Below are 23,785 nucleotides of genomic sequence, written 5' to 3' on the forward strand. Positions count from 1 at the left end.
TTATTTTCAGTCAATATCTCTAATTTTTAAAAGATTTACTTATAATAAGGAGCATGATAGTATTAAATAAATGATTAACGGGGGAATGATTATGTATTTAAATGGACTTGATGAAATAGATCAAAAAATTGTTCAATTATTAATAAAAAATGCACGTTTTTCTTACTCTGATATCGGAAAAGAGGTAGGGATTTCTAGAGTTGCTGTAAAAGCTAGAATTCAAGCATTAGAAAAAAAAGGGGTTATTGAAGAATATACGACAATTATCAATCCTCAAAAAATAAGTGGCGCTATATCTTGTTATTTTGAAATTGAAACATTGTCAAATTCGTTTACTGATGTTATAAAAATATTAAACCAAAATAATATTGTTACTCAAATTTATCGTGTTACAGGAAAAAACAAATTACATGTACACGCTGTTGCTGCTTCTAATAGTGAGATGGAGGATTTCTTACATACTACTATTGATACATTACCAGGGGTTATTAGTTGTAGTTGTAATATTATTCTTTCACGTATTAAAGATATTAAAGGATTACGTTTATAATTATATATCATCTTTTTTAATAAAGGAGTTATTTGAAAATCTATCAAGCTCTAGAAATAGTCATTTAGTAGGTTTTTCCAACACATCATATTATGTCAATCATCCATGTCATCGTATTATCAGAAAACTTGTGCCAATGCGAGAATAAAAAAAGCTGTAAAGAAATATCATTAAGTTAAGGATAGACATATTTCTATGTTCTGTTCTTTTTCACAAATATATGACACTGTTAATACATTTTTTGGTGAATTTAACGTTCTATCAATAAGTTCATATTTTTCTCTTACTGTTTGTTTTTCAATTGTTTTGTAATTTGTTTTCTGTTGATAGATCTCACTCTTTTTAAAAAATCATTCTCCTGTTGGAGAACTTTGTTCTTATTCCAGTTGTTCTTCTAAAGATAAGTCTTTGGTAGATGGTCTACTACAATTTTTGCTTCTTGTGTCTTTGAAGCCATCTTCTCTTACAACCTTTTTAACGATTCGTAAAATTATTTCGTCTTCTTAATCCCAAAGCATAGGGATCAAATCCATATTTTTTAAATATCTCTATTGGCTGCATCCTATTTTGATAATCAATCCAATTCAAGCAGAAGTTCTTTAAATTCTTCTGAATAGGTTATGCTTTTATTACATAGGGATTTTCTTCTGATAAACTAAGCTGTTCATCTGTCAAATAATTAACTCCCATAAATACACCACCATTTCTCTAATAATCATAATACACAAAATAAAAGCCCTGTAAAACAGGACTAAGTACCAAAGTACTTTTTTTCTTGTGTCCGTTTTACAGGGTCCATTTTAAAAATTTCTCTCTTTTTTTTAAAAGATTTGATTATATTAAACAATTAAAATGTTAATATATACAAGGAAGGAAAATCACATTTTCATCATGTTAATTAATAACAAATCCATATTTTAACGGATCATCTTCATCTATTAAAAATGTACTATATCCATCAATATAGGCTACTCCCGTAATACTTGGTATAATAGCTTTATATTTATCTATTTTAGTTTCTTCTATTACTCTTCCTTTAAAAGAAACCCCGGTAAAGCTTTGATTAATAAATGTTTCATTTAACTTTAATTTATTTGTGTTATACATATATGCAAGTTTTGCACAAGTTCCTGTACCACATGGGGAACGATCAATCATGCCTTCTTCACTAATAACAATATTTTTTTGTCCATCATCTGTCTTATGATAAAATTCTACATTAACCACTCGATTTATCGGTAAAGTAGGGTGTTTCACATCATATTTTTCGTTAATTTGTCTCAATAAATTTACTCCAAGTTCTTTAAATTTATTTGCATTATTAATATTGATTTCTATGCCTAATTGATCAGCATCTACCAAAGCAAAAAATGATCCTGAATAACTAATATCAAAGTGGATATTATTTACGAGACAATTTTCTTCAAATAAGAAAGAAGGAATATTTTCAAAAGAAACACTTTTTGTCTTTCCATCTTCAACTTCTACATCTACATGAATAAGTCCAGCTGGCATTTCTAAAGTTAAATGAGTTACAGGTTCTACAACTTTAACTAGATTTTCATTAACCAATGTCATAGATACTCCGATAGTAGCATGCCCACACATATTTATTCATCGATTAGCATCCATGTAAATGATACCTATATCCGCTTTTTTTTGAAATTGGTTCTACAAGAAGTGCTCCATCCATATCTTTATGACCTCTAGGTTCACACATGTGTGCTGAACGATATTGGTCATAATTATTTTCTAAATACTCTTTATATTCCATCATACTTTTTGCTGCATACTTAGGAAAGCCTTCAGTAACGATACGTGTAGGCTCTCCTAAAGTATGTGTTTCAATCGTCTTAAAACAAATTGCTTTTTTATTCATCAAAAACACACACTCCATTTGATTCAATTAATTTTTTATAATAATAAAATGAATCTTTTCTTTTTCTTTCTAACGTTCCATTTCCAGTATTATCCAAATCTACATAGATGAATCCGTAACGTTTTTTCATTTCTCCTGTTGAAGAACTTACTAAATCAATAGGTCCCCACCAAGTATAACCAAACAAATCTACTCCATTATCAATTGCACCTAAACCATTTTCTGCAATAAATAATGGAATATGGTAACGTCCATAGATTTCATTTAATACCCAACGTAGTCCATTAGGACAAAAGCCCAACCCCATTCTGATTTTTTTATTAATTAAATTCTATAACCACTTAAAAGCAAAACTCTAACGTTTTGCTTCTATTTTTCCTTCTTTAATTCTTAAAGACACATCACACATCTTTGCTAGAGTAGGTGAATGGGTTACCAAAATAACACATTTATGATGAATATGTGCTAAATCTAAGAAAGTATTCATGATCTCTATTGAATTCTTTTCATCAAGATTACCCGTGGGTTCATCACAAAGAATCAAATCGACTTCTCTTGCAATAGCACGTGCAATTGCAACTCTTTGTTGTTGTCCTCCTGATAATTGTCGAATATCTCTTTTACATTCATCTTTGGAAAGTCCAAGTTGTTCAAGAATAGATAAACAATATTCTTTTTTATCTTTTCTTTTGATTCCCGCAATTTCTAAAGCAGACATAACTTCTTTCATATAATAAATAAGATTATAAGATTGAAAGACAATTGAAATATCTTCTCGACGATATTTATTCAAACCTATTTCTTGAATATCTTTTCCTTTGAACAAAACTTTTCCATCATCAGGTTTATCTAAACCAGAGGCAAGAGAAAGAGTTGTTGTTTTCCCGCTTCCACTCGCACCAACAACTGCATAGATTTTACCTTTTTCAAACAAATAAGAAGCATGATCTAAAATTTGATTTTTTTCTTTGCCATCTTGATAACTATAGCTTACATTTTCTAATTCTAATAACTTTTCCATCTTAACCTTCCTTTCTAGATAAGATTTGTCTAGGTGTAAGTCTTAATACATAGGCTGCAGGTACAGCAATAGAAACAATACAGATTGCTGCTGTAACACCAGCAAGTTGAATGACAGTTTCACCTGTAATCGAAACATCTAATTCCTGATTTGATGGTCCTTGCATCATATTTCCTAAGAAATTTTCTTTTGTTTGTGTATTGTTTTTTTGTTGATTACTATCTGATTGATTTTGATTGTCATTTGGTTGATCTCCTTTTTGACCCATTTGCATGACATTTGAAGAAGGACTACTTTCTAACATATTTCCCATATAATGAGATGTTAATTGTCCTGTACCTAAAGAAATCACAAAAACAACTACTGCAATTAACCCTACTTCAATAAGTTGTTGAGCAATAATTTTAACTTTACTTTGTCCAAGTGATAAAAGAACACCAATTTCATAATATCTATTTCTAATTGTTAGAGCTAAGATTAAACAAAGAATTGCACTACCAGCAATCACTACGATCCATACAAACATCTTTGCAAATGATTGCATACTTTCAAGAGAAGAAGCATTTTGTTGATAAAGACGATTATTGGCATCTAATGAGAACGTATCAAAATCAATATCACTTTTCTTTTTCGCAAGTTCTACAAAAGCTTCTGCGTTTTCTGGATCATCTAAATAATAAATTGCTGATGTAATATTTTCACTACTTCCAGTAAGTGTTTGTCCAATTGATAAATCAGTATAAATTGTGTTTACTGGATTATTGAAATGAGCACTACCAATTTCATTTGTTGATTGAATTTCATAAATACCTACAATTGTAAGTTCTTGAGTAATTGTTTCATCATTAACCGTTGTTGTAATAGTAAAAGTATCACCAACACTTAAATCATTATCACTTGCAAGATTGGTTTCAATAACACAATTATTTGTATTTTGATCTTTTGTTGTAAGTAAACGCCCTTTTGTAAGTTTATAATTGTTATTGGTAAAAGAATCTAAATACTTCATTGTGGTGTTGGCACTGATTGTAAAATCAACTTGATTTGAAGCTTGTTCTGGTTGATTATTACTATTATCTGATGCAGTTTCTACCGCTGAAATAGAATTACTGTTAGCTGATGTAGATATTTGATAATTATAATTTTTTACATACTTTAAATCTTTTAAACTATCTGCCATGGTTGTTGTTAATGATGTCTCATTACTTACGGCTTCACTAGGTTTTCTGTTTTTTATCATATTTCTAAAATCAACAGAAAGAGTTACATCGTTTCCTAAACTACTACGAATTTGATCCATTGATTTTTTTGTTGCTGATTGAATAGATAAACCAGCAATAACGAGATTTGTAATTACAACAATAATTACAAATAATAAAATCGTTTTTCCTATATTTTTCTTTAAACTTAATAGTGCATTTTTTATCATACATTTCTACCTCCGACTTTAATATACCGAGATACTTTAACAATAAAATGGAATAATTATGTTAAAAAAAGTGTTTCATCATTGCAACTCTTTTATTAAAAAGTTATCCTTATAAAGGAAAGAAGGAAAATTATGAAATTAGAGGAATTGGCTATTGGAAAAAGTGCTGTTATTCTCTCTGTTGGAGGAGAAGGAGCATTAAGACAACACTTTTTAGATATGGGATTAATTCAAGGTACAGAGGTTACCATGGTAAAGTATGCACCGATGGGTGATCCTATGGAAATTAAAATACATGATTATGAGCTTACTTTAAGGAAAGAAGATGCTCATAAAATTGAAATTAAAGAAATAACTAAACAAACAGAAAATAAAAATGATTCATTCATTTTTCAACATAAAGATCACCCTGGCTATGGTGAATCTAGTTATCATAAAATGAATGATCATCAAATCTATCATGAAAGTGATTTACTCACATTTGCTTTAGTAGGAAATCAAAACTGTGGTAAAACCACACTATTCAATCAACTTACAGGTTCAAATCAACATGTTGGTAACTTTCCTGGAGTTACTGTTGATCGTAAAGATGGAAGAATTAAAGGGTATCAAAATACTCTGATTACTGATTTACCAGGTATTTATTCAATGTCACCTTATAGTAGTGAAGAAATCGTCACAAGAAACTTCTTATTAAGAGAAAGACCTAAAGCTATTATTAATATTGTAGATGCTACAAACATTGAAAGAAATCTTTATCTTACAATGCAACTTCTAGAACTTAATATGCCAATGGTTGTCGCTTTAAATATGATGGATGAAATGTTAGGTAATGGAGGAACTGTATTAATCAATGATTTAGAAGAATATCTCGGTGTTCCTGTTATTCCTATTTCTGCAGCAAAAGGAGAAGGGATTGATGAACTTGTCAGTCATGTTTTACATGTTGCTTATTATCAAGAAAGACCTCAATTCTATCAACATATAGACAATCAACAAAACAAAGCGATTGATCGTTGTTTAAATGCGATTGAACATTTAATTGAAGATCATGCCTCAAATGCAAAGATTCCATTACGTTTTGCAGCAAGTAAACTTGTTGAAAAAGATGAACTTTTATTAGAACAACTTGATCTAAGTCAAAATGAAAAAGAAACTTTAGAACACATTCGTATTCAATTAGAAGAAGAAAGTAGTCTTGATTGTTCAGCTGCTATAGCAAGTAATAGATTTCATTATATTACAGATATTTGTAAACAAACTGTAAAAAAACCACATGAAAGTAAAGAAAGATTAAGAAGTCAAAAAATTGATCAATTCTTAACAGGAAAATATACAGGAATTCCTGCTTTTATTGGAATCATGGGAATTGTTTTCTTTCTAACATTTAATGTTATTGGAGCTTTTTTACAAGGAGTTTTAAAAAGTGGGGTGACTGTTGTCACAAATTATGTTGACACTTTACTCACAAATGCTCAAATTAATGTTGCTTTGCATTCTTTGATTATAGATGGGATTTTTAATGGGGTAGGAACTGTTTTAAGTTTCTTACCAATTATCGTTACTTTATTTTTCTTTTTATCAATTCTAGAAGATAGTGGATATATGGCACGTGTGGCATTTATCATGGATAAACTGCTTAGAAAAATAGGACTTTCTGGACGAAGTATTGTCCCTATGTTGATTGGCTTTGGTTGTACAGTACCTGGCGTTATGGCAAGTCGTACACTTTCTTCAAGAAGAGATCGACAAATGACAATCATTCTAACACCATTTATGTCATGTTCAGCAAAACTTCCAATCTATGCTTTCTTTACCTCTGTCTTTTTCCCAGGTAAGGGCGCATTAGTCATGATTTTCTTATATGTTTTTGGTATTTTGACGGGTATTATTTTTGCTTTGATTTTAAAAGGATCCCTTTTTAAAGGTGAACCTGTTCCTTTTGTTATGGAACTTCCAAATTATCGTATGCCTGGTGCTAAAAATGTTTGTCAACTGTTATGGGAAAAAGCTAAAGATTTCTTACAAAGAGCTTTTACAGTTATCTTTGTTGCAACCATTGTTATTTGGTTCTTACAAACTTTTGATTTAAGATTTAATATTGTTACTGAATCAAAAGATAGTATTCTAGCTATTCTTGCTGGTTATATTGCTCCAATCTTTAATCCATTAGGATTTGGTGACTGGCGCATTTCAACAGCCCTTATTTCAGGATTTATGGCAAAGGAAAGTGTTGTTTCGACATTATCTATTCTTTATGGTTCAACCCAATCATTGTTGATGTCACTTACAACACCAGCTGCTTTATCTTTACTTATTTTTTGTTTACTTTATACACCTTGTATTGCTGCTATTGCAGCAATCAAAAGGGAACTTAATGGTAAATGGGCATTGATTGTTGTCTTTGGACAATGTCTTATTGCTTGGCTTGCTTCCTTTGTTGTTTATCATTTGATTTTATTGGTATTTTAGATTGTAACACAATTAATTTCATTGTAACAAAAGCATTGTTACAATGAAATTTTTTATGTTACAACAAAAAAAGAAGTTCGTTATAAACTTCTTATTATTTGTAGAATATCATTACCATACCACTCACATTTCTTTTGTCCAAAACCTTTTACTGTAAGGAGTTCATCAATTGTTTGGGGTTTAATACTTATGATTTCATTGAGTGTTTCATCATTAAAAACATAGTAGGGTGGTAAATTCTTTTCTTTGGCCTTTGTTAAACGATAATTTTTTAATTGTTCAATAAGTGAATCGTTTTTTTCTTCTATGACACTATTATTTTCTTTTTGAATTGATTGAATTTCTTTATCTTGATGATAAGAAAGAAATATATCAGCTAGTTCTATCATATCTTTTTGATTTCTAAAAGCACTTTGTTCATGTCTTTTTATATAATCAATTAGTTGATCAGCTTTAATCACTTTATCCTTTATCTCTTTTGGTGCATAACGACTTTTTAAAATAGACTTTGGATTAGCAAGAACAACTAGTGATTTAAAATTATTAGAAAAAGTTTTATCATAGATAAATTTCATGACTGTTCCTTGTCTTTTGGCACGTAATGACTTATAAAGATCCAAATGTCTTTGGGATTGTGTAATTGGTGAATAAATGCCTTCTTTAATTCTTTTTCCATTATATGTATACTCTCTTGTAAAATTTCCCATAGCATCAATCATAATTGTTCCTATTAAATTTTTACATTCAATAAAATAAACCATTGAAGGTGTAATAATGATGTAATCAATTTGTGCACTTAAATCATGATTGACCATGTAAACATCATGTAATACATACATTGGAAAATGACTATTTTTTAATTCAAACAAGATATTCTTTTCTCCATCTATTCCATATTGAATAAGTCTTGCTTTCTTTTCTAATTCTTTATCATTATGTTCTTTTAAATACTCTTGTATTTGATTTAATTCTTCTACCGCTTTATTACTTCCTTTATAAATAACAGGTTCTTTTAATTTATCTTTAAATGACATATTGTCTTACCTCTCTATTTTTAGAGTATCATTTCTTCTAATAAGAAACAACAAAAAACAGATCCAAGGGAAGGGAAAAGATCTGCTTTTTACTATTATCTATCAGTATTTTTTTAAAGGGAAAATTTATAATTAAGTTTTGAGTTTAAGTAAGTTCTTGTTCCTCCTTTCGTCTATTATCATAAGTTACAAATATGAACTTTATTTAACTTTTCCATGTTTCTTTCTTGTTTATTTTGTCAAAAATTATGGGATTAAAAAATACAATGTTACAAAAAACGAGTATTTAAAATAATCTGATATTTTAGTTTTAAACAAAAATAGTATTGGTAGTAACATTACCCATATATAAAATCCATGTGGTTTATGTGTTTAAAATAAATTTCATTATTTTCATCATTTTTTGATGTCATTAATGAATTTTTTTATTATGATTTACTTATAATCCTATAGAAAGAAAAAGGATAATAAACCATCCCGACCAAAGTTTGATTCATTATCCTGTCCATAAGAACACTATGATAATAATAGAATTTCACAAAAAAATCAATACAATTAATCAGAATATTTATTCTTCTGTCATTAGTTCCCTGGATTTTTCTTCTGTTCATTGTCCAAAGTGCAATGAATCCGGTCTAAAGGTTCATGCTTATTATTATAGAGCTTTTAAAAATAGTTCAATTAGAATCACCAGATTAATATGTCCTCACTGCGGTTCAACTCATGCAGTTCTTCTTTCTCCTATGATTCCTTTTATATCTTCTGTTTCATATGATGATATGATTAGTATTATTGTGCACAAAAATACCGATGCTGAAATTGATAATTCTCTCATTTCCTATTTCCACACCAGATTTGTAAACTGCTTTGGAGATTACTATCATATCTGTCTGTTCAATTCCAGAAATCTCTTTTTATCTTTCGTTACCACACATGATTTGTTTATTATTCCTCCCTTTTCATCTATTCTTGAATCATAAGGAGGACTTTCACTATGGAAAGCATTAATAACGACTATATTCTTAAACTATTTAACCTGGACAATAGAAAAATCAGCTCTATTGAAGTCCATCATCAGTTTGATGGCGTACATGTTCATGTGCTTTTGGCTGTCGAACCCTACAGGTGCCCTGTGTGTGGTACTGAAACATCAAAAACTCATTCATATACACACAAGAAGATTACGCATTCAATTCTTAGCGGGATACCTTGCTTCATCAATTATAAGGCCAGACGATATATCTGCCCCGAATGCTCAAAGACATTCTATGAGCACAATCCATTTACCACTGAAGGCATGAAGATTTCACTAACGACCGTATATAATGTCCTTAATGATCTAAAAAAGCCTAATGAAACATTTACTGCAGTCGCTCATAGATATCATATATCTCCAACTGCAGCCGCCTATATATTTGACAGACACGTCAATATATCAAGAAGAAAACTTCCTGAATGTATATGTATAGATGAAGTCTATGCATTTTCATCATCAAAAGGTGATTACGTATGCGTTCTTCTTGATTTTAATTCTCAGAATGTCATCGACCTGCTTCCTTCAAGAAGAAAGTATGATCTAATGAATTATCTTTCTCTTATTCCTCGTGAAGAAAGACTTAATGTTAAAGTCGTCTCTACTGACATGTGGGAAACATATAGAATAGTAACGAAACTCATGTTTCCTAATGCAGTCAATTCATTAGATAAATTCCACCTTGTCCAGGAATTCAACAGAAGACTTGAAAGAATCAGAATCGATGCAATGAACAGAGTCAAGCCTAATCCGAATTTCAAAGAAATAAACCACTCCTCCTGTGAAGTTACGAAGCACAGAGAAATGCAGAAGCAGTACTATGTATTGAAGAAATTCAACTGGCTTCTTCTCAAGAATGACGATAAGATATCTGATCCAGACATGGAGAAGAAATACAATCGTGTTCTTGAAGGATATTACAATTACTATGACCTTGTCGAGTATATGATCAAAACAGACAGTCAGCTCGAGGAGGCCCTATATCTTAAGGATGAACTTAAAAGATTCTTTGATAAATCCGATACAGATACCGCAAAGGACAATCTTAATGAACTTATTAGAGAATTCAAATCGAGCAGTATTCCAATCATGAATGAATTTGGGAATACAATGGTGAGATGGAAAAATGAGATTATAAACTCATTTATAAAAGTCAATCCTGAGAAGACAAAACGAGTTAATAATGGAATCATTGAAAACAGAAATAAAACCATCAAGAATATAAAGCATAATTCTAATGGCTATAGAAACTGGGAACGATTTAGAAATAGGGTTATGTATGTGTTAAATGATGACGCAACATATTATATGTATCCAAAAAAGAAGGACTAGATTTGCATCTAGTCCCTAATTGGTATTATAAACACCTTGTGATTAAGTTTTAAATTGTATGTGGTCATCTGAACCACAAATTGTCTTATTGGCCGAAACAATCTCAACCACAAGTTATTTTAAATTACCCAAAAAACTAACATTGTATTTTCTAAATTATATCTATTAATATTTTGGTGTTAATTCTACATACATATCTTTGTATTGTTTTGCGCTTTGTTGCCAAGAGACATCTTTATTCATATCACGAACAACCATTTCATCCCAATATTTTCTATTTTCAAAATAAAGTGTTTTAGCACGATTGATTGCATCATAAAGAAGTCCACTTTCATAGCGATCAAAGGTAAAACCATTACCTGTATTATCAAATAGATTATAAGGTTGAACAGTATCTTTAAGTCCACCCGTTTCTCTTACAATTGGGATAGAACCATATCTCATACTAATAAGTTGTGTAAGTCCACATGGTTCAAATCTTGATGGTACTAGTAAAGCATCACATCCTGCATAAATATTGTGAGCAACATTTTCATTGTAAGCAATATATGCACAGAAGTTTCCTTTATATTTATTTTCATAATAACGGAAAGCATCTTCATACATCGCATCTCCTGTACCTAAAACAACAACTTGTGTATGTTCATCCATAATACTTGGAATAACATCATTGACAAGATCAAGACCTTTTTGATTTGTAAGACGTGAAATAAGTCCAATGACAATTTTATGATCATCAACTTCTAATCCTAATGATTCTTGAAGTGCTTTTTTATTTGCTTTTTTATTCTTGATAACAGATTGACTATCATATTGAGCAGCTAAAAGTTTATCTGTTGCTGGATTCCAAATATCCGTATCAATACCATTAACAATTCCTAAAATCTTACTACTATGATATCTTAAATGTTCTTCAAGACCTTCACCATATTCTTCTGTTTGAATTTCTCCAGCATACGTATTACTTACTGTTGTTAATTTATTACAATAAGTGATACCACCTTTTAACATATTCGCATCTAACCAATTTTGTGTCATACAATCTTTATTGAAGACATAACCAGGAAGATCTGACCAATATTGAATTGTTTTTCGATCATAGATACCTTGGAATCTTAAGTTATGAATTGTAAGAACAGCACCCGCACGTCCTACATTTGTATCTTTAAAGCTTGTTCTTAAATAAAGAGGAACTAAAGCTGCTTGCCAATCATGACAATGTACAATATCTGGTGTCCAATTTAAATAATTAAGTGCCGCAAGGGCTGCTTTACTAAAATAACAGAACTTAGGAATATCATCGATAAGATTAGTATATGGATTACCCCATGAGAAGAATTCATCATTATCGATAAAATCATAAACAACACCATCTTCTTGATATTCCATAATACCTACATAATATTGTTTTCCATCTGCACATAGATCCATATAAAATGATCCTTTATATTCCATCTTTTCTTGGAACTTTTGAGGAATACATTTATATCTAGGAATAATAACTTTAACATCCATATTTAATTTAGCTAAACTCTTTGGAAGAGCTGACATAACATCCCCTAATCCACCCGTTTTTACAAATGGATAACATTCTGAACCAATAAAAGCAACACTTCTACGTGGTCCTAAATCAATTGATTGAGGTTTTTCAACAGGAACTTCTTGAATAACTTCTGTTGGTTTAGCCTCAACAGGTGTTTCACTTTTTACAGATTTTGGTTTAGCAGTAGTTGTTTTTTTACTTGTAGCTGTTGTTGATTTAGCAGTTGTTGTCTTTTTAGTAGTTGCTTTCTTAGTAGAAGCTGTTTTTTTAGTTGATGTTGTTTTGGCAGCAACTTTTTCAGTTGTTGTTTCTGATTTTGCAGTAGCTGCCTTTTTACTTGTAGCTGTTGTTGATTTAGCAGCTGTAGCCTTTTTAGTAGTTGCTTTCTTAGCAGGCGCTGTTTTTACAGCTGGTGCTGATTCAGCAGCAACAACTTTTTCACTTGTTTCTTTTGGTTCAACAGTAGTAGTTTTTTTAGGCACTTCTACTGGTTTAACATCAGTTGTCTTTTCACTTGTGATTGGTGTTGGTTCAACAACCGTATTGGCCTTTACACCTGATGTTCTTTTTTTATTCGTTCTTGTTGTTCTTTTTTTACTTTTTTGAACTGTTTTTTTACTCATAATTTTTTCTCCCATCTTGAAAATAATATCATGTTTAAAACTCTAACTTCATCATTTTCTCTTATTAACATTTCCTATTATAGTCATTAGAATTTGCAATTTTTGTATCTTTTTAATATTTTATACATACAAAAATTCTTTCATTTTAATTTACTTTCATATTCAAAATGTTCTTTTAATTATTGTATCATAATCAATGAATGTTGTTTATATATTCTGCACAAAAAACAGATTCAAAAGGGAGGGGGAGAATCTGTTTTTTAATCTATTATTATCTTTTTTTAAAAAGGGAAATTTATGATTAAGTTTTGTTTAAGTAAGTTCTTGTTCCTCCTTTCGTCTATTATCATAAAGAAGAAATATGAACTTTATTTTACTTTTTCATGTTTCTTTTTTGGTTGTTTTGTCGAAAATTATGTGATTAATAAGAAGTTTTTTACAAACTTCTTATTATGTCTAAAATATCTTCTCCATACCAATCACATTTCTTTGGTCCAAATCCTTTTATCGAAAGGAGTTCTTCTATTGTTGTTGGTTTATAAGCAACGATTTCATTTAAAGTAATATCATTAAATATATAATAAGGTGGTAAATTCTTTTCTTGCGCTTTATTCATACGATATTTTTTTAATGATTCAATTAAATGATCATCATTATTAATTGCTATACTTTCAAATGTATTTTCTTCTTGAATTGGTGGTATTTCTTGTTTTTGATGATAAGATAAAAGTCCATCAGCCATAGCAATCATATCTTTTTGATTTCTAAAAGCACTTTGTTCATGCTTCTTTATATAATCTATCAGTTGGTCTGCTTTAATAACTTTTTCTTTTATTTCTTTAGGAGCATAACGACTTTTTAAGATAGACTTTGGATTAGCAAGGACAACAAGTGATTTAAAACCACTTGAAAAGGTCTTATTATAAAGAAATTTCATTACTGATCCTTTATCCTTTTCACGTAACATTTTATATAACTCTAAATGTCTTTGATTTTGTGTTATGGGTGAATAAATACCTTCTTTAATTATTTTCCCATTATAATTATACTCTCTTGTAAAATTTCCCATAGAATCTATCGTGATTGTCCCTATAAGATTTTTACATTCTATAAAATAAACCATCGATGGCGTAATAATTATATAATCAATTTGCGCACTCAAATCATGATCTACCATATAAATATCATGTAAAACATACATTGGAAAATGACTATTCTTTAATTCAAATAGAACATTCTCTTCTCCTTCAATACCATACTGAATAAATCTTGCTTTCTTTTCTAATTCTTTACTTGTATGTGTTTTTAAATATTCTTGTATTTGATTTAGTTCATTTATTGCCTTATTACTCCCTTTATAAATAACAGGTTCTTTTAATTTATCTTTAAATAACATAGATTTGCACCTCTCTCTATCTACCTTATCATTTTCATTTTATAGAAACAACAAAAAAACAGATCAAATGGAAGGGAAAAGATCTGCTTTTTACTATTATCTATTATTATTTTTTTAAAAAGGGAAGTTTATAATTAAGTTTCGTTTAAGTAAGTTCCTGTTCCTCCTTTCGTGTATTATCATAAAGAAGAAATATGAACTTGATTTAACTTTTTGATGTTTCTTCTTTGGTTGTTTTGTCAAAAATTATGTGATACCATTATTTCAAGCAATGCACCTTTGGGTGTTTTTTATTATAGGGAGGGTAATCTATGAATAAAACACAAGATTTTACGAAAGGAGTTATTTGGAAACAATTACTTTTTTTCTTTTTTCCAATATTAATTGGGAGCTTTTTTCAACAACTATATAATACCGTTGATACCATTATTGTTGGTCAAGCTTGTGGGACAAATGCTCTTGCTGCTGTTGGTTCAACAGGGAATCTAACAAACTTAGTTGTTAACTTCTATGTTGGTTTATCTACAGGAGCTTCTGTTGTTATTGCTCAATATTATGGAGCTCATAATAAAGGTAAGATTCATCAAGCGGTTCATACTTCATATATGCTTGCTATTGTTAGTGGAATTATCATGATGCTTTTTGGTTTATTCTTTTCTTATCAATGTTTAGATGCGATAGGTGTTCCTCATGATATTTTAAATGATGCCAGTCTTTATATGAAACTTTACTTTTTAGGGATGATTCCTGGAGCTATTTATAATATTGGTTCAGGAATTTTAAGAGCTGTAGGAGATAGTAAAAGACCTCTTTATTATTTAATTATTTGTAGTATTGTTAATGTTGTTTTTGACTTTGTTTTTGTTGTTATTTTACATAAAGGTATTGCTGGGGCAGCGATTGCAACATTTATTGCCCAAACAGTATGTGCTATTTTAGTCACACTTCAATTGATATTTTCTAAAGATGTTTATCAACTTACATTATCAAAAATTAAATTTCATTTACCTGTATTAAAGAAAATTGTTAAAATTGGTGCTCCTGCTGGAATTCAATCAACAATGTATAGTATCGCTAATATCGTCTTACAAACACATATTAATTCTTTTGGAACACAAACGATTGCTTCATGGTCAGTCTATGTGAAAATCGATGCTTTATTTTGGATGGTCATGGCTGCTATTGGAGCCGCCATTACAACTTTTGTAGGACAAAACTATGGTGCTCATCTTTATGATCGTATCCAAAAAGGAGCAAGAACCGCTTTAACGATTGCCTTAACAATAGCAGTTTCTTTAAGTGTGATCTTATGTTTTGGGGGAAGTTATATTACAAAACTCTTTTCATCTGATCCAGCCATCGTTAATCAATGTCAAAGTTTAATACTCTTTTTAATGCCTTTCTATTTTTCATACTGTTGTGTAGAAATCTTTTCAGGGACAATGAGAGGGTGTGGGGAATCATTAAAACCAATGCTTTTAGTCTGTCTTGGAATTTGTGTTTTACGTGTAGCTTGGGTAACCTTTATTTCTCCTCATTATCCAACATTAAAAGGTGTTGTTATTTCTTATCCAATCACTTGGTTTACAACTTCCTTTCTCTTTATTATTTATTATAAACATTTTAAAAAAGATCATTTTGGAGCATAGTTATGCGACGAACAGAACGAGAAATTACAGATTTAAATAAAAGAAATCATTGAAAATAATTAATGTTGCTGTTTAGGTTTTATAGATCAAGGCAGTGTTTTGTTCATTTAAATTATTGTTATACTTATAATAATAAACATTCATGTTGCAAAAGTAGTAAAGAAACTCGATTTAATATATTTTGTTGAAAGAAGAACATTTTGTCAATATTCTATGAAATATCAAAATATTATGGGAAAAGGGCATATTGAATTGATAGAAGATAAGGAAAAAAGAAGTTAGAATTACAATTAATCATGAAAAATGTAGCGGATAAAGAAGTCGTATTTAATGATCAAAAGGTAAGTAATGTTGCTATTATGAAATTAATTGTAGATACACTAACTTGTATTCTGCTCTAGGAAGGGTAATGGCATACCCCTATCTTGCACTACAACCTATCAGAAATGAACTGGTCTGCCAACAATGTTGGCAAGTAACAATAATTCCCTGTCTTTAGACATGAGGAGAACATTCATATAATGATTAAAAAACAAATCAATTAAAAACCGCACATTGTGCGGTTTTGTACATATTATAAATCTACTCCATAATCACTCACAACAACTTGTCCTGTAAGTGGCGCTGCATCATCACTTGCAAGGAAAAGTGCTACTTTAGCAACATCTAAAGGACTACAAGGTTGAAGTGATAAATCACTATGAGCTGACATAGCACCCATCATTTTCATATCCATGGTATCAGGTGTTAATCCTGCAGCCATATCTGTTGTAATACTTCCTGGACAGATAACATTACATCTAATTTTTTCTTTAGCAAAACGCATAGCAGCATGTTTTGTTACCCCAATAATTGCTGCTTTAGTAGATACATAAACAGCACCACCTGCTCCATATTGACCAGCAACACTTGAGATATTAACGATAGAAGCTCCACTTTTCATCACTTTTAAAGCTTCTGACATACAATACATTGTTCCTTTTTGATTAATATCAATAACTCTATTTAAATCATCATAATCAATTTGATCAATGGCATTTAATCCTTTATCTAACACACCAGCATTATTAATTAAAATATCTAATTGACCAAAAGTTTCAACTGTTTTACTTACTAAGTTTTTAACATCATCCACTTTAGAAATATCAGTAGGAACACATAAAACAGTTCCTCCTGCTGCTTCAATTTCTTTTGCTGCTTCTTCCAAGACTTGTTGACGTCTTGCTGAAATAACAACTTTTGCTCCTTCACTCGCAAACAGTTTCGCAATTTCTTTACCAACGCCGGCATTCCCTCCTGTAATAATTGCCACTTTATTATCCAATTTTCCCATAAAAAATCCTCCTAGATATATAGTAACACATGTAAGCGCTTAACTCCATCTTTTTCATATCTCAAAATTGTATATGAGTTTACCATATTTTTACACACTACTCACACTCTTATATGTTAAAGAATGGGTACTATATAGGTGTCAAGAGGAGATAGACATGAAAAAGAAATTATCCGTTATAATCAGTGTAATTTGTATTATCGTTTCCTTAGGTTCGATTTCAGGAACTCTGTATTATGCTAAAAACCATAATACTTCATCTATGATGCAACAAGCAGAAGGAACACCTCCTTCAATGCCTAATCAAGGAGAAAATAGTCAAAATAATGAGTCTAATCAACAAGATTCATCTCAAAATAACAAAAGTAGCAATGATTAATCAAATTCACAAAACCAAGATTTAAATGATCAAACAAATGAAAATTCTACTGGACAAGCACCTAATAATCAACAAGATTCCCCAGGACAAAATCAACAAAACAACAATCAACCTGACCAAATGAATCAAGAAATGACTTCATCAAGTCAATCATTAACTGCTCTACAAATTGTCATTATTAGTATCAGTGTTTTAGTTTTTATGCTTGCAATAACTTATTTAATTATGAGTAAATTTGGAAGTAAAACACTTGTTGAAACATTTTATGGAGCTAAACCAACTGCAATCTATGCTGTTATTAATGTTGTAGGAACAATTTTACTTGTTTGTGCTCTTGTGTTATCAAGCAATGCTTTATTATCATCTATTTGATGTATTTCTATTCCTTCTATAATTAAATCAATTGATTCATAAAGTCTTTGAATACCACCTATTAAAAAATCATTATAAATAGCATCAATTTCATTAAATTGATTCGTAAGTGAAATCAAAGTATTTTCTTTAGATGACCATAATGCTTTAAAATCTTTTTCATTTTGTGTGTGTATTGCTTTAGCATAGTTATAGACAAGTTGTTTAATTTCTTCCATAATATCTCTCCTTTTTGATGTTAAACATCATTACTCTTAATAAAATTTCTTAGTGGGTATTTTTTTATCAAAATTTTAAAAAGATAATAAAGACAACAAAAGAACACTATGAAAAATAAAGTAAATGGAAAGGGATCCTCTCCAGCAAATATAAAAAATGAACGTATTGAATCAAAGTGATACCTATTAGACAATATGATTGATCCAATAAAGAAATTAGAAAAAAATACTAAAAAATAGACTTCATCTTTACTCAACAATCTTTTCTCTTCCATATGCTTTTCCTCCCTTGAATTTAGTTATATATAAATATTATACAGTATCTTACCCATTAAAGATATCTATAATCTAACTCATCTATACAAATGTACATATAGATTATTTTATGATACACTAAATGCGAAAAATTGTGTTTTTAAAGTATAAAATTCTATACTTTTTTATAAATGAAAGGGAAGAAAATGAAAAAGAAAATTTTTGGGGTTTTACAAAGAATAGGACGTAGTTTTATGTTACCTATTGCTGTACTACCAATTGCGGGAATGTTTTTAGGTATTGGGAGTTCTCTTACTAACGAAGCAACGATTGCTTCTCTTGGTTTAGAAGGTATTTTAGGTACAGGAACAACTTTAAATCATATATTGATTTTATTAATGTCTGTAGGGCAAACAATTTTTGATAATCTGCCTTTGATTTTTGCAGCCTCTGTTGCTTTAGGAATGGCAAAGAAATCAAAAGAAGTAGCAGTGTTATCTTCTATAATTGCTTTTTTTGTGATGCATTCAACGATTCATAGTTTGCTTATTTTTGATGGAGTTATTAAAGGAAATGAGATTGTTAAAAAAGTTGTTGAAGGAACCCTTACAAATGTATGTGGGCAAGTATCCTTACAAATGGGGGTATTTGGAGGAATTATTGTTGGTTTAGGTGTGAGTTATTTACATAATCGCTTTTATCAAATTCAATTACCTGATTTTTTATCTTTCTTTGAAGGAGAAAGATTTATTCCTATTATTTCTACCATTGTCTATATTTTGGTAGGATTTTTGATGTTTTATATTTGGCCTACTTTCCAAGACGGGATTTTTAAATTTGGACAATGGATTGCTAGTAGTGGCTATGGGGGAACTTTTGTTTATGGAATTGTTAAAAGAGCCCTTGTTCCTTTTGGCTTACATCATGTTTTCTATATGCCTTTTTATCAAACTGCTATTGGTGGTACTTTGGAAGTCAATGGGGTTTTAATTGATGGTGCCCAAAATATTTTCTTTGCTCAACTTGCTGATCCAAATTTAAAGCACTTTAGTGTTGAAGCAACTAAGTATTTCTCTGGTGAATATATGATTATGATGTTTGGTTTACCAGGAGCAGCTTTAGCGATGTATCGCAGTGCTAAAGATGAATCTAAAAAAGTTATAAGAAGTCTTTTTTTATCAGCAGCCCTTACGAGTATGCTTACAGGAATTACAGAACCCATTGAATTTGCTTTTATTTTTGTGGCTCCTATGTTATTTGTCGTTGATGTTTTTTTAGCGGGTACAGCTTTTGTTTTAGCTCATGTTTTAAAGGTGACGATTGGGTTTACTTTTTCTTGTGGTTTAATAGATTTTCTTGTTTTTGGTGTATTACAAGGTAATAGTAAAACTCATTGGGTTTTTATTATTGTTGGTGGAGTTATGTATTTCTTCTTATATTATTTTTCATTCCGTTTTTTAATTAAGAAATTTGATTTAAAAACACCAGGAAGAGAAGATGATAATAAATTAACGATTTTTAATAAAAAGAAAATGGATTACTCTTTTGACCAATCATTACTTGATCCTCAAGTACAAATGATTATTAAAGGACTAGGTGGAAGATATAACTTTAGTGATCTTGATTGTTGTATTACACGATTACGTGCTTCTTTACAAGATCCAAGTCTTGTAAGCGAAGGTTCTTTAAAACAAGCAGGGGCAGCTGCTGTTTTATTACAGGGCAATGCTATTCAAATCATCTTTGGGCCAAAAGCTTCTTCTTTAAAAACAAAGATTGATGATTATTTAAATAATGTTCCTGCTTCTTATGATGAAGAAAAAACAATTGTGTATCATACAACAGATGTAGAAATAGGAAATATCGTTGATGGTGAGGTTTTACCTATTGAAGATTGTTGTGATGATATCTTTGCTCATAAGTTATTAGGAGATGGTCTCATGATTCGACCAATACATGGTTTGGTTGTTGCTCCTTGTGATGGAACGATTTCTATGATTTATCCTACAAAACATGCTTTAGGGATTGAATTAGAAAATGGTGTGGAAATATTGATTCATTTTGGTATTAATACTGTAAAATTAAATGGACAAGGGTTTGAACTTCTTGTTAAAATGAATCAGAAGGTTAAAAAAGGAGATCTGTTATGGAATGCAGATTTGAATTATATTAAAGAAAATGCCATCGATGATTGTCTTTTAATGATTATCACTAAAGGTCAAGGACCTTTAGAAAAGAACTATGGTCATAAAAAAAGTGGAGAAACGATTTTAAAAATAAAGAGGTGAACAAAATGTATCAAGTCTTAAAAGTATTAAATAATAATACCATTCTAGCTAAAGAAGATGATAATGAAATAATAGTTATGGCAAAAGGAATTGGTTTTGGTAAAAAAGTAAATGAACATTTTGAAATTCCACCTCACGCCAAGAAATACATGATGCAAAAGAACTATCAAGCTAAAGATAAACAAAAGAAAGTCATTGACTATATCAATCCTGTTTATCTTGAAATCGCAGCTGAAATCATTAAAGAAGCAACAAATAAATTTGAACAAGTCAATCATGATATTTTAATTCCACTGGCTGATCATATTTATTTTGCGATTAAACGTATGGATGAAAACATCATGCCTACAAATCCCTTTACTTATGATATTAGACTTTTATTCCCCGATGAATATGAAGTTGCTTTAAAATCAAAAGAAATCATAAAAAGCTTTATCAATAAAGAAATCAATAATGATGAAGTAGGTTTTATTACTCTACATATTCACTCAGCAATTTCTTCTAATAAAGTAGGGGAATCTATGGAAGCAGCACGTGTTGTTCATGAAAGTATTATTAAATTACAAACTGATTTAAATATGAAAATTGATGTTGAATCAATTTCTTATGCCCGTTTAATGAATCATATTAAATTCCTAATCATTCGTTTAAATACTAATGAACAATTGCAAATGGATATTAGTGAATTTACCAAAAATAAATTTCCTTTTGCTTATGAACAAGCAATAAGGATGTGTGATAATTTATCAAAGATACTTCATAAAGAATTACCAGAATCAGAAATTGGCTATCTTGCTTTACATTTGGAAAGAATTTTATCAAGTGCATTTCAAAATTAGGGGATCACCCCTTTTTTATTTATTGATAAATTGTGATTGTTTTATATTATATATTATCTTTTTCATTATTTTTTATATCAAAAAATAATGAAAGAACATAAAAACGTAAAAAAAATGATTGACGCTTACATTTTTTGATGTTAGTATATCACTGTAATTAAATTGAATATTCAATAGTGTGTAACTTTAAGTAGGCATTAACTATTTTAAAAAAGAGCAATAGCTTTATTGTATCTTCTTTTAAATAGTTGGCCTACTTTTTTTGTTATTCAATGTTAATTAAAGAGAGGGAGGAAAAATATGGTAGGAATTATTCTTGCAAGTCATGGTGAATTCGCTAATGGAATTTTACAATCTGGTTCTATGATTTTCGGTGAACAAAAAGATGTAAAAGCTGTGACTTTACAACCAAGTGAAGGTCCTGATGATTTAAGAGCAAAAATGGAAGAAGCTATTTCCACTTTTGAAAATCAAGACGAAGTTCTTTTCTTAGTTGATTTATGGAGTGGAACTCCATTTAATCAAGCTAACTTATTACTTAACGGTCATGAAGATCATTGGGCTATCGTTACTGGGTTAAATTTACCAATGCTTATTGAAGCATATGCAATGCGTATGTCTACTGACAGCGCACATGAAATCGCAACTCATATCTGTGAAGTTGCTAGAGACGGAGTTAACATTCGTCCAGAAGAATTAGAACCTAAAAAGGAAGAAACAGTAAAAGCTGAAAACCCAGCACCTGCTGGGGCTATTCCTGAAGGAACTGTTCTTGGAGATGGACATATTAAATATGTCTTAGCTCGTGTTGATACACGTTTATTACATGGTCAAGTAGCTACTACTTGGACAAAATCAACTCAACCAACTCGTATCATTGTTGTATCTGATGCAGTATCTCAAGATGCATTACGTAAACAAATGATTGAACAAGCTGCACCACCAGGTGTTAAAGCAAACGTTGTACCAATCAAAAAGATGATCGAAGTCGCTAAAGATCCTCGTTTTGGTGCTACTAAAGCTTTATTGTTATTTGAAACTCCTCAAGATGCTTTAAGAGCTATTGAAGGTGGCGTTGATATTAAAGAATTAAATATTGGTTCTATGGCTCACTCAGTTGGTAAAGTGGTTGTTAATAAAGCCATTGCTATGAATCAAGATGATGTTGAAACTTTAGAAAAATTAAAAGAAATGGGTGTTACTTTCGATGTTCGTAAAGTACCTGCTGATTCTAAAGAAAATATGGACAGTCTTCTTAAAAAAGCAAAGACTGAACTTCAAAATATGAAATAGGGGGAAAATTTAATGTCTGCAATTACTATTATGTTAATTATTTTAGTAGCATTATTAGCAGGTATGGAAGGGATTTTAGATGAATTCCAATTCCATCAACCACTAGTAGCGTGTACTTTAATTGGTTTAGTTTCAGGACATCTAAGTGAAGGTATTATCTTAGGTGGTTCTTTACAAATGATTGCCTTAGGATGGGCAAACGTTGGTGCTGCTGTTGCTCCAGATGCTGCTTTAGCTTCTGTTGCTTCTGCAATTATCATGGTTTTAGGTTTAAATGGTGGTACTGTTAATACACAAACAGCTATCTCTACTTCAATTGCTGTTGCAATTCCTTTATCAGTAGCTGGTTTATTCTTAACTATGATTTGTCGTACAATCGCTATCCCATTAGTTCACTTAATGGATGGTGCTGCTGAAAAAGGAGATTTCCGTAAAATTGAAATCTATCAAATTTTAGGTATCTTATTACAAGGTGTCAGAATCGCAGTTCCTGCTGCTGCACTATGTATCGTTCCTGCTGAAGCAGTAACTAGTGTTTTAAATCAAATGCCTGCTTGGTTATCAGGTGGTATGACTGTTGGTGGTGGAATGGTTGCCGCTGTAGGTTATGCAATGGTTATTAATATGATGTCAACTAAAGAAACTTGGCCATTCTTTGCTATCGGTTTCGTATTAGCTGCATTAAGCGAATTAACATTAATCGCTTTAGGTGCTTTAGGTGTTGCTATTGCTTTAATTTACTTAGGATTAAAAGAAAACGGTGGTTCAGGTAATGGTGGTTCTACTGGTTCTGGTGATCCATTAGGTGATATTTTAAATGACTATTAATCTTGAAGGAGGAAAGAAA

At 30.4% G+C, this 23,785-nt stretch carries 18 protein-coding genes and 1 pseudogene; 9 read left to right on the forward strand and 10 right to left on the reverse strand.

Going from position 1 to position 23,785, the window contains the following annotated elements:
* Window positions 1-85: 85 nt before the first annotated feature.
* On the forward strand, window positions 86-550 hold the full coding sequence (locus C7U54_RS02585; RefSeq protein WP_241522557.1) for an Lrp/AsnC family transcriptional regulator: 465 nt from the start codon (window positions 86-88) through the stop codon (window positions 548-550).
* Window positions 551-1,444: 894 nt separating this feature from the next.
* On the opposite strand, the gene C7U54_RS02590 is transcribed toward C7U54_RS02585, so the two are convergent.
* From C7U54_RS02590 to C7U54_RS02605, 5 genes and pseudogenes are all read right to left on the reverse strand, one after another.
* Entirely contained in the window at window positions 1,445-2,158 is a 714-nt protein-coding gene (locus C7U54_RS02590; RefSeq protein ID WP_455737471.1) for a proline racemase family protein, read from the reverse strand.
* Window positions 2,159-2,171: 13 nt separating this feature from the next.
* On the reverse strand, window positions 2,172-2,429 hold the full coding sequence (locus C7U54_RS15360) for a proline racemase family protein (protein WP_277737965.1): 258 nt from the start codon (window positions 2,427-2,429) through the stop codon (window positions 2,172-2,174).
* A pseudogene (locus C7U54_RS02595) lies at window positions 2,422-2,750 on the reverse strand (family 1 glycosylhydrolase); the annotation flags it as partial. The gene C7U54_RS15360 and the pseudogene C7U54_RS02595, both read right to left, overlap by 8 nt.
* A gap of 34 nt (window positions 2,751-2,784) precedes the next feature.
* The gene (locus tag C7U54_RS02600) at window positions 2,785-3,450 is read right to left on the reverse strand and encodes an ABC transporter ATP-binding protein (protein ID WP_107029204.1); all 666 of its coding nucleotides are present in this window, start codon (window positions 3,448-3,450) and stop codon (window positions 2,785-2,787) included.
* 1 nt (window position 3,451) lies between these two features.
* The gene (locus C7U54_RS02605) at window positions 3,452-4,879 is read right to left on the reverse strand and encodes an ABC transporter permease (RefSeq protein WP_107029205.1); all 1,428 of its coding nucleotides are present in this window, start codon (window positions 4,877-4,879) and stop codon (window positions 3,452-3,454) included.
* 132 nt (window positions 4,880-5,011) lie between these two features.
* Here C7U54_RS02605 and feoB point away from each other — a divergent pair, with 132 nt between their 5' ends.
* The gene (gene feoB, locus C7U54_RS02610) at window positions 5,012-7,351 is read left to right on the forward strand and encodes a ferrous iron transport protein B (protein ID WP_107029206.1); all 2,340 of its coding nucleotides are present in this window, start codon (window positions 5,012-5,014) and stop codon (window positions 7,349-7,351) included.
* A gap of 80 nt (window positions 7,352-7,431) precedes the next feature.
* On the opposite strand, the gene C7U54_RS02615 is transcribed toward feoB, so the two are convergent.
* Window positions 7,432-8,385 carry an HRDC domain-containing protein gene (locus C7U54_RS02615; protein WP_107029207.1) on the reverse strand — a complete coding sequence of 318 codons (954 nt, stop codon included), beginning with the start codon at window positions 8,383-8,385 and terminating at the stop codon, window positions 7,432-7,434.
* A 994-nt stretch (window positions 8,386-9,379) separates the two neighbouring features.
* On the opposite strand from C7U54_RS02615, the gene C7U54_RS02620 reads away from it, so the two are divergent.
* Entirely contained in the window at window positions 9,380-10,750 is a 1,371-nt protein-coding gene (locus C7U54_RS02620; RefSeq protein ID WP_191492211.1) for an ISL3 family transposase, read from the forward strand.
* A gap of 165 nt (window positions 10,751-10,915) precedes the next feature.
* Here C7U54_RS02620 and C7U54_RS02625 read toward each other — a convergent pair whose 3' ends face one another.
* Both C7U54_RS02625 and C7U54_RS02630 read right to left on the reverse strand, forming a co-directional pair.
* On the reverse strand, window positions 10,916-12,916 hold the full coding sequence (locus C7U54_RS02625) for a glycogen synthase (RefSeq protein WP_206603577.1): 2,001 nt from the start codon (window positions 12,914-12,916) through the stop codon (window positions 10,916-10,918).
* A 436-nt stretch (window positions 12,917-13,352) separates the two neighbouring features.
* The gene (locus C7U54_RS02630; RefSeq protein ID WP_107029208.1) at window positions 13,353-14,312 is read right to left on the reverse strand and encodes an HRDC domain-containing protein; all 960 of its coding nucleotides are present in this window, start codon (window positions 14,310-14,312) and stop codon (window positions 13,353-13,355) included.
* 311 nt (window positions 14,313-14,623) lie between these two features.
* Here C7U54_RS02630 and C7U54_RS02635 point away from each other — a divergent pair, with 311 nt between their 5' ends.
* The gene (locus C7U54_RS02635) at window positions 14,624-15,961 is read left to right on the forward strand and encodes an MATE family efflux transporter (RefSeq protein WP_107029209.1); all 1,338 of its coding nucleotides are present in this window, start codon (window positions 14,624-14,626) and stop codon (window positions 15,959-15,961) included.
* A gap of 574 nt (window positions 15,962-16,535) precedes the next feature.
* Here the strand turns inward: C7U54_RS02635 and C7U54_RS02640 are convergent.
* Window positions 16,536-17,294 carry an SDR family NAD(P)-dependent oxidoreductase gene (locus C7U54_RS02640; protein ID WP_107029210.1) on the reverse strand — a complete coding sequence of 253 codons (759 nt, stop codon included), beginning with the start codon at window positions 17,292-17,294 and terminating at the stop codon, window positions 16,536-16,538.
* A 157-nt stretch (window positions 17,295-17,451) separates the two neighbouring features.
* Between C7U54_RS02640 and C7U54_RS02645 the strand changes: the two genes are divergently transcribed.
* Window positions 17,452-17,673 carry a hypothetical protein gene (locus C7U54_RS02645; protein WP_022002083.1) on the forward strand — a complete coding sequence of 74 codons (222 nt, stop codon included), beginning with the start codon at window positions 17,452-17,454 and terminating at the stop codon, window positions 17,671-17,673.
* Window positions 17,674-17,960: 287 nt separating this feature from the next.
* Here C7U54_RS02645 and C7U54_RS02650 read toward each other — a convergent pair whose 3' ends face one another.
* Window positions 17,961-18,263, reverse strand: coding sequence for a hypothetical protein (locus C7U54_RS02650; RefSeq protein ID WP_022002081.1), 303 nt, complete (start codon window positions 18,261-18,263; stop codon window positions 17,961-17,963).
* Between the two features lie 461 nt (window positions 18,264-18,724).
* Between C7U54_RS02650 and C7U54_RS02660 the strand changes: the two genes are divergently transcribed.
* The 4 genes from C7U54_RS02660 (at window position 18,725) to C7U54_RS02675 (ending at window position 23,766) form a co-directional block, all read left to right on the forward strand.
* Window positions 18,725-20,806 carry a PTS transporter subunit IIABC gene (locus C7U54_RS02660; protein ID WP_107029212.1) on the forward strand — a complete coding sequence of 694 codons (2,082 nt, stop codon included), beginning with the start codon at window positions 18,725-18,727 and terminating at the stop codon, window positions 20,804-20,806.
* Between the two features lie 5 nt (window positions 20,807-20,811).
* Window positions 20,812-21,645: a PRD domain-containing protein gene (locus C7U54_RS02665; RefSeq protein WP_107029213.1), complete on the forward strand. Its 834-nt coding sequence runs from the start codon at window positions 20,812-20,814 to the stop codon at window positions 21,643-21,645.
* 300 nt (window positions 21,646-21,945) lie between these two features.
* Complete coding sequence (locus C7U54_RS02670) at window positions 21,946-22,938, forward strand: PTS sugar transporter subunit IIB (protein ID WP_107029214.1); 993 nt, start codon at window positions 21,946-21,948, stop codon at window positions 22,936-22,938.
* Between the two features lie 12 nt (window positions 22,939-22,950).
* Window positions 22,951-23,766 (forward strand): PTS mannose/fructose/sorbose transporter subunit IIC, encoded by an 816-nt coding sequence (locus C7U54_RS02675; protein WP_022002077.1) that lies wholly within the window; start codon window positions 22,951-22,953, stop codon window positions 23,764-23,766.
* Window positions 23,767-23,785 lie beyond the last annotated feature (19 nt).

The organism is Faecalibacillus intestinalis, assembly GCF_003024685.1.
GTDB classification, from domain to species: domain Bacteria; phylum Bacillota_I; class Bacilli_A; order Erysipelotrichales; family Coprobacillaceae; genus Faecalibacillus; species Faecalibacillus intestinalis.

Bases quoted from the DNA above. Each gene is read 5' to 3' on its own strand.
- feoB (WP_107029206.1), top strand. From the start codon at position 5,012: ATGAAATTAGAGGAATTGGCTATTGGAAAAAGTGCTGTTATTCTCTCT.
- C7U54_RS02635 (WP_107029209.1), top strand. From the start codon at position 14,624: ATGAATAAAACACAAGATTTTACGAAAGGAGTTATTTGGAAACAATTA.
- C7U54_RS02605 (WP_107029205.1), bottom strand. From the start codon at position 4,879: ATGATAAAAAATGCACTATTAAGTTTAAAGAAAAATATAGGAAAAACG.
- C7U54_RS02625 (WP_206603577.1), bottom strand. From the start codon at position 12,916: ATGAGTAAAAAAACAGTTCAAAAAAGTAAAAAAAGAACAACAAGAACG.
- C7U54_RS02665 (WP_107029213.1), top strand. From the start codon at position 20,812: ATGTATCAAGTCTTAAAAGTATTAAATAATAATACCATTCTAGCTAAA.
- C7U54_RS02615 (WP_107029207.1), bottom strand. From the start codon at position 8,385: ATGTCATTTAAAGATAAATTAAAAGAACCTGTTATTTATAAAGGAAGT.
- C7U54_RS02660 (WP_107029212.1), top strand. From the start codon at position 18,725: ATGAAAAAGAAAATTTTTGGGGTTTTACAAAGAATAGGACGTAGTTTT.
- C7U54_RS02670 (WP_107029214.1), top strand. From the start codon at position 21,946: ATGGTAGGAATTATTCTTGCAAGTCATGGTGAATTCGCTAATGGAATT.
- C7U54_RS02650 (WP_022002081.1), bottom strand. From the start codon at position 18,263: ATGGAAGAAATTAAACAACTTGTCTATAACTATGCTAAAGCAATACAC.
- C7U54_RS02640 (WP_107029210.1), bottom strand. From the start codon at position 17,294: ATGGGAAAATTGGATAATAAAGTGGCAATTATTACAGGAGGGAATGCC.
- C7U54_RS02590 (WP_455737471.1), bottom strand. From the start codon at position 2,158: ATGTGTGGGCATGCTACTATCGGAGTATCTATGACATTGGTTAATGAA.
- C7U54_RS02630 (WP_107029208.1), bottom strand. From the start codon at position 14,312: ATGTTATTTAAAGATAAATTAAAAGAACCTGTTATTTATAAAGGGAGT.
- C7U54_RS02600 (WP_107029204.1), bottom strand. From the start codon at position 3,450: ATGGAAAAGTTATTAGAATTAGAAAATGTAAGCTATAGTTATCAAGAT.
- C7U54_RS02585 (WP_241522557.1), top strand. From the start codon at position 86: ATGATTATGTATTTAAATGGACTTGATGAAATAGATCAAAAAATTGTT.
- C7U54_RS02620 (WP_191492211.1), top strand. From the start codon at position 9,380: ATGGAAAGCATTAATAACGACTATATTCTTAAACTATTTAACCTGGAC.
- C7U54_RS02645 (WP_022002083.1), top strand. From the start codon at position 17,452: ATGAAAAAGAAATTATCCGTTATAATCAGTGTAATTTGTATTATCGTT.
- C7U54_RS02675 (WP_022002077.1), top strand. From the start codon at position 22,951: ATGTCTGCAATTACTATTATGTTAATTATTTTAGTAGCATTATTAGCA.
- C7U54_RS15360 (WP_277737965.1), bottom strand. From the start codon at position 2,429: ATGAATAAAAAAGCAATTTGTTTTAAGACGATTGAAACACATACTTTA.